This is a genomic window from Halarchaeum acidiphilum MH1-52-1 (assembly GCF_000474235.1).
GTDB classification, from domain to species: domain Archaea; phylum Halobacteriota; class Halobacteria; order Halobacteriales; family Halobacteriaceae; genus Halarchaeum; species Halarchaeum acidiphilum.
This window is the reverse complement of sequence record NZ_BATA01000100.1, coordinates 1-6,101: the sequence shown is the minus strand read 5'-3', so window position 1 is coordinate 6,101 and position 6,101 is coordinate 1. Positions and strand designations below refer to the sequence as shown.

General features: G+C 69.5%; 8 protein-coding genes. 3 read left to right on the top strand and 5 right to left on the bottom strand.

Translation table 11 applies throughout. From position 1 onward, the window contains the following. Positions 1–216: 216 nt before the first annotated feature. Positions 217–1,467: a Glu/Leu/Phe/Val family dehydrogenase gene (locus AOZ13_RS12750; protein WP_044957352.1), complete on the top strand. Its 1,251-nt coding sequence runs from the start codon at positions 217–219 to the stop codon at positions 1,465–1,467. Positions 1,468–1,752: 285 nt separating this feature from the next. Here AOZ13_RS12750 and AOZ13_RS12745 read toward each other — a convergent pair whose 3' ends face one another. Next, positions 1,753–1,950 (bottom strand): hypothetical protein, encoded by a 198-nt coding sequence (locus AOZ13_RS12745; RefSeq protein ID WP_159103067.1) that lies wholly within the window; start codon positions 1,948–1,950, stop codon positions 1,753–1,755. A 96-nt stretch (positions 1,951–2,046) separates the two neighbouring features. On the opposite strand from AOZ13_RS12745, the gene AOZ13_RS12740 reads away from it, so the two are divergent. After that, complete coding sequence (locus tag AOZ13_RS12740) at positions 2,047–2,871, top strand: RIO1 family regulatory kinase/ATPase domain-containing protein (RefSeq protein WP_020221264.1); 825 nt, start codon at positions 2,047–2,049, stop codon at positions 2,869–2,871. A 235-nt stretch (positions 2,872–3,106) separates the two neighbouring features. Here the strand turns inward: AOZ13_RS12740 and AOZ13_RS12735 are convergent, their stop codons facing one another. From AOZ13_RS12735 to AOZ13_RS14595, 4 genes are read right to left on the bottom strand one after another with little or no spacing between them, the layout of a single operon-like run. Further along, positions 3,107–3,919 carry a nitrilase-related carbon-nitrogen hydrolase gene (locus AOZ13_RS12735; RefSeq protein ID WP_020221263.1) on the bottom strand — a complete coding sequence of 271 codons (813 nt, stop codon included), beginning with the start codon at positions 3,917–3,919 and terminating at the stop codon, positions 3,107–3,109. A gap of 3 nt (positions 3,920–3,922) precedes the next feature. Next, positions 3,923–4,333, bottom strand: coding sequence for an SRPBCC family protein (locus tag AOZ13_RS12730; RefSeq protein WP_020221262.1), 411 nt, complete (start codon positions 4,331–4,333; stop codon positions 3,923–3,925). 45 nt (positions 4,334–4,378) lie between these two features. After that, positions 4,379–4,603 (bottom strand): DUF7123 family protein, encoded by a 225-nt coding sequence (locus tag AOZ13_RS12725; protein ID WP_020221261.1) that lies wholly within the window; start codon positions 4,601–4,603, stop codon positions 4,379–4,381. Between the two features lie 52 nt (positions 4,604–4,655). Then, the gene (locus tag AOZ13_RS14595) at positions 4,656–4,823 is read right to left on the bottom strand and encodes a DUF7525 family protein (RefSeq protein WP_020221260.1); all 168 of its coding nucleotides are present in this window, start codon (positions 4,821–4,823) and stop codon (positions 4,656–4,658) included. An 89-nt stretch (positions 4,824–4,912) separates the two neighbouring features. On the opposite strand from AOZ13_RS14595, the gene AOZ13_RS12720 reads away from it, so the two are divergent. Beyond that, positions 4,913–6,101, top strand: a 1,189-nt coding sequence (locus tag AOZ13_RS12720) for an LEA type 2 family protein (protein ID WP_049934122.1), incomplete at its 3' end; no start/stop codon positions are given.

The window sequence follows — 6,101 nt, the reverse complement described above, 5'->3', positions numbered from 1 at the left end:
GAACTCGAGGCGGAGATGACCGACGCGTGGGACGCCGTCTCTCCGCCTACGAGGACAACGACGACGCGACGTGGCGCGAGGCCGCGTACGTCGTCGCGCTCGATCGCGTCACCGACGCCCACGAAGCTCGCGGCTTCTGAGGGCGCGGCGTCGGCGATCGCCGCGGGTCGGCCGGTGAGGCGTATCTTTAATCGCCCGCCGGGCGTATCGGTGTTCATGAGTGAGGAGAATCCGTTCGAGAACCTCCGGGAGCAACTCGACGACGCCGGCCAGTATCTCGACATCGATCCGGGGGTCCTCGAACGCCTCAAGCGCCCCGAGCGCGTCCTCGAAACGACGCTCACGATCGAACTCGACGACGGGTCGCTGGAGACGTTCACGGCCTATCGCTCGCAGTTCAACGGCGACCGCGGACCGTACAAGGGCGGGATCCGCTACCACCCGAACGTCTCGCGCGACGAAGTGAAGGCCCTCTCCGGGTGGATGGTCTACAAGTGCGCCGTCGCGGACGTCCCGTACGGCGGCGGGAAGGGCGGCATCGTCGTCGATCCCCACCAGTATTCGACGGGCGAACTCGAACGGCTGACTCGCGCCTTCGCGACCGAGATCCGTCCGCTCATCGGCGAGAATCGGGACGTCCCCGCGCCCGACGTGAACACGGGCCAGCGGGAGATGAACTGGATCAAGGACACCTACGAGACGCTCGAAGGGACGACCGAGCCGGGCGTCGTGACCGGGAAGGGTCTCGACAACGGCGGGAGCGAGGGGCGCGTCGAGGCGACGGGTCGCTCGGTGACGCTCGCCGCCCGCGAGGTCTTCGACTACCTCGGACGCGACCTCGACGGCGCGACCGTCGCCGTGCAGGGCTTCGGGAACGCCGGGAGCGTCGCCGCCTCGCTCCTCGCCGATCAGGGCGCGCGCGTCGTCGCCGTCAGCGACTCCGCGGGCGCGATCTACGATCCCGACGGTCTCGCCCCCCGCGACGTCAAGGCCCACAAGGACGAGACGGGCACCGTCACGGGATACGACGCGAGTGAGGAGCGCGCCGGCGAGGAGCTGTTGACGCTCGACGTCGATCTGCTCGTCCCCGCGGCGCTCGAGAACGCCATCGACGGCGACCTCGCGGCGGACGTGCGGGCGGACGTGATCGTCGAGGCCGCGAACGGCCCGCTCACCCCGGACGCGGACGACGTCCTCACCGAACGCGACGTCACCGTCGTCCCCGACATCCTCGCGAACGCGGGCGGCGTCACCGTCTCCTACTTCGAGTGGGTGCAGAACCGCCAGCGCTTCGCGTGGTCCGAAGCGCGCGTCAACGACGAACTCGAGACCGTCATCACCGACGCCTTCGACGCCATGATCGACGTCCACGAGGAGACCGGGACGCCGAACCTCCGAACGGCCGCGGACGTCCTCGCGCTCCGTCGCGTCCGCTCCGCGTACGAGGGATCGGGGAACTGGCCCTAGCAAGCCCTCGACGCTCGCCTACGCGACCGTCGCCCCCTTGCAGATTCCCACCCTTGCCGTAGTCGGCGCAGGCTCCGGTTTGCTTCGCGTACCGCTCACGCGAACGTCGGCGGACGCATCCGGGGCGCTCCGAGAGCGCCCTCGGAGTCACTCTCCCCACCGGCGTCGTGCGACGCTCGTCGCTCACCCCCCGATGGCTTCGTTCGCGTATTCGCTCGTGCCGTCGCTGGTGTTCGACGTGGCGACCGCGACCTCACCCGGCGCACGGGAGAGAACGGTGGCCGCTCACCCGGTCTTTTTGAGGGTCCGTTCGACCTTTTCGAGTAGGTCGCGCGAGCGCGAGAGCGCGATCGCCCGCGCGCCCGAGGCGTCGGCCTCGGCCCGCTCGATCTCGGTCTCGAGCGTCTCGAACGCGTCGCCGATGGCGCTCGAACCCCACTCCTCTCCTGTCTCGGAGTCGGCTTGCTCGGTCATGGCATCCAACCGATCGGTTGCGTCCGCCGAACGGAAAAGCCCGGGGGCGACGACCGCGAGACGGGGGCGAAAGGAACTATACACGGAGACGACCTTTCACGGAGCATGAGCCTCCGGCGGTTCGTCCGCGGCACCGTACCGTGGGCCGACCTCGAAGCGGTCGCCCGCGAGATCGCCGATCGGTACGGCGAGGATCGCGTCCGCGTCGAGTTCCTCGATGCGGACAACTGGTTCTCGACGCCCGTCGTCGTGAACGACCGATGGTTCTGCAAGATCGTCTCCGCGCAGAACGCCTTCGTCCACTCGCTGTTCACGGGAATGCGCAACCTCGGCGTGTTCTCCGCGGGCGCGGAGGGCTTCTTCGAGCCGTTCGATGGCCCGCTCGAGATGGCCGAGCACGAACTGGAAGCGACTCGACGGATGCGCGAGGCCGGATTGAACGTCCCGGAACCCATCGAGGCGTTCGCCGTCGGCGACCTCGGCGTCATCGTGATGGAGTACCTCCCGGACTTCGAGACGCTCGACGATCTCCCGCCCGCGGAGATCGAGAAGCGGGCGCCGGCGCTGTTCGACGCGCTGCGATCGATGCACGAACACGGGCTCGCGCACGGCGATCTCCGCGCGGAGAACGTGCTCATCCACGACGGCGACCTCTACTTCATCGACGCGACGAAGGTCCGCGAGGACGAGGCCGTCGCGCGCTCCGTACGGGCGTACGATCTCGCGTGCGCGCTCGCCGTCCTCGAACCCCTCGTCGGCGCCGAGGCCGCGGTCCGCGCGGCGCGCGAGGCGTTCGACGTCGAGGCGCTCCTCGCCGCCCGCGAGTTCCTCGACTTCGTGGCCATCCGCCCCGATCACGACTTCGACGCCGCCGCCCTCCGCGGCGAACTGGAGGGCGCCGCGAGCGAGGGCGGGGACGCCGACGAGTGACGACGTCGTGACTGATCGGGCGAGTGATCCGAGAGGAGAGGCGGGAGGCGATGGAGTGACCCCGCCTGATAGGGGGTCGAGGGTCGTCCGGCGCGGGCTTCCGGACGACTTCGAGGTCGGCGTCGAGACGAGGTGCGGGCGTTAGTGCCAACACGCGACGAGAAAAGCGTCTCGCGTCGGCATCCTTCAATTCTCCCCGCTCGCGTAAAAAGCTATCTTTTCACTGACGGGCGTCTCACGCGTCACGCCGATCGTCGAGTGCGGGGAACGAGTCGCGGACTTCGCGCACGCGCTCGGGATCGAGGTCGGCGAGGACGAGCGCGCGGTCGTCGCCGGCGCTCGCCACGGGCGTCCCCCACGGATCGTGGACGGTCGAGCGCCCGAGGAGCCGCGATCCCGCCTGCTCGCCGACGCCGTTCACCGCGCCGAGATACCACTGGTTCTCGACGGCACGCGCCCGCGCGAGCGTCCGCCAGTGCTCGACGCGCGGGTACGGCCACGCCGAAGGAACGAGGACGAGCGAGACGCCCCGATCCACGAGGTCGCGATAGAGTTCGGGGAAGCGCAGGTCGTAGCAGGTGGTCGCGGCGACGGTGAAGTCCCCGACGTCGGCCGTCTCCAGTCGCTCGCCCGGAACGAGTAGCTCCGCCTCGCGGGAGTCGTATCCGAACAGGTGGTGTTTGCGATAGACGAGGCGGCGCTCGCCCGACGCGTCGAGGAGGACGCTCGCGTTCGCGTATCCCGCGTCGGCGGGCGTCGCGACGCCGTCGGCGGCGCTCGCGGTGAGGTCTTCGACGACGCTCCCCGCGAGAACGGCGATTCCGCGCTCGGCGGCGGCGTCCGCGATCCGGCCGAGGCGCGGTCCACCGAGGCTCTCCGCGGCCGCGGGATAATCGTCGAACGCGAAGTAGCCGACGTCCCAGAGTTCGGGGAGCGCGACGAGGTCGGCGCCGCGGTCGGCCGCGGACGCGATCGCGTCGAGCGCGGCGTCGAGGTTCGCGTCGGTATCGCCAGCGACGGGCGCGAACTGTGCGAGCGCGAGGCGCACGGCTCACGTCCCCCGCGCCGCGAGCTCGCGTTCGAGGTTATCGAGTTCGTCGTCGAGTTGTCGCTTGAAGAACCGCTCGACGCCGGGGAACTTCCCCTCGACGACGAACGTATTGTGGAGCAGACATCCGTCGTCCGCGGGTTCGAGTTCGTGCTCGCCGGTGACGTCCAACACGGCGGATTTCCCGACGAACTCGACGTACTCGCCGTCGCGACGCTCGACGTCGCGCGTCTCGACCTCGATGGTCCGCCGGACGACGGGGAGTTCGACGAACCAGACGGTGACGTCACCGCGGCGCTCGTAGCCGGTGACGACGCTGATGGCCGACGCGCGCTTCGTCGGGTCGGCGATGAACGCCCACACCTCCTCCGGTGGGACGTCCAACTCGAAGGTCCGTTCGACCCGGACAGTCATACGCGGAGGTGGGATGGGCCGAGCAAAAAGCCGCCGGTTCGCACCCTACGCGGGTTCGACGCGCCACGTCGTCGACTTCGAGCGTCCCCACTTCTCGATGTCGACGTCGTCCGACTTCTCGGCGAGACGCGGGAGGCGCGCCCCGACCTGCTTGGCGGTGAGGCCGAGGTGGCCGGCGATCGTCTTCGCCCGGAAATACCGCTCACCGGCCTCGACGCTCTCGTTGAGGTAGGCGAGGATGCGGCGTTCGTCCTCGGTATACTCCGTCATGGCCGGGTGTAAACGCCTCGCGTGCTTAACCGTTTCCGGTCCCGTCTCGTGCTCACGCGAACGCGTGGAACGACGCGACGGAGAGGGCACCGAAGGCGATCGCGACGGCGAACCCGGCCGCGACCGCGACGCCGGAGAGCGTCGCGAGCGCGCCGAGCGTCGCGACGACGCCGCAGACCAGTCCGATCCCGAGACCCCTATCGGTAGTAGTTTCGGCCATACGACGGGTACCGCGCGGGCGCGACTTAGCGCCTGCGGTCCGCCGACGCGGTGCGCAACCCTTTCGACGCTCGGGGTCGCTCCGTTCACATGGACCTGCGCGCGCTCGCGCTCGGAACCCGCCTCCGATCGGCCGTCACCGCCATTCTCTGCTGCGTCGTCATCGTCGTCGCGACCGTCGCGCTCGGGTGGGTCGGCGTCCCGACCGTGGCCGGCACGCACAACGCGTTCGGCGACGTGAACGAGACGACCACGACCGTCGACACGTCGCTGACCGCTCACAACCCGAACCCGATCGCGGTGCGCCTCGGCGGCGTGAGCGTCGACTACACCGTCTCGATGAACGGGATCGGAATGGCGTACGGCGAGAAGCGCGGCGTCGACGTCGGCACCGGAAATTCGACCCTGCGCTTCGAGAGCTACCTCCGCAACGAACGCATCCCCGCGTGGTGGGTCAGCCACGTCCGGAACGGCGAGGAGACCACCGTCACGGTCGCCGCGGACGTCAAATCGGGGACGCTCGGGCGGAGCGCGCACGTCGTCCCGACGACGCGGACGGTGACGACGAACATCAGCGACCAGTTCAACTCGACCGCCGACCGTCCCATCGACGCGGGTCTCCCGCTCGTGAGCGATCCCGTGCTCGTCGTCGACGAGACGCGCGCCCACTGGGGGACCGTCACGAACGCCTCCACGCCGCTCGAAACCGCCTTCGTCGTCCACAACCCCAAGTCCGTCCCGGTCGCCATCGGCGGGATCGGCTACAACGTGACGATGAACGGCGTCGACGTCGGGGAGGGCGAGAGCGAGAACACCGTCGTCATCCCCGCGGGCGGGACGCGGACCGTGCGCGCGGAGACCGTCATCGACAACGATCGCCTCGACGAGTGGTGGGTGACGCACCTGCGCAACGGCCAGACGACGCACCTCGTCATCGACTTCTACGCGCGCCTCTCGGCGGGCGACGGTCCGGAGATGCGCGTCCCGCTCCACGGTCTGACCTACCGGAAGACCATCGAGACGGACATCTTCGGGACGAAGAACGAGAGCGCGGGGAACGCGACGGCCGGCGCGGCCGGGAACGACTCGGAAGGCGGGAGCGACGCGTTCGGGACCGGTAGCGACGGCGGAGCGGCGAACGACACCCCGACTCACGCGACGACGACCGGAGACGGCATCCTCGGGTCACTCGGCGACACGTCGGACGACGACGCGACGACGAGCGGCTCGTCGAGCGCGACGAGCGAGAGCGCGACGAACACGACGAACGGGAGGACGA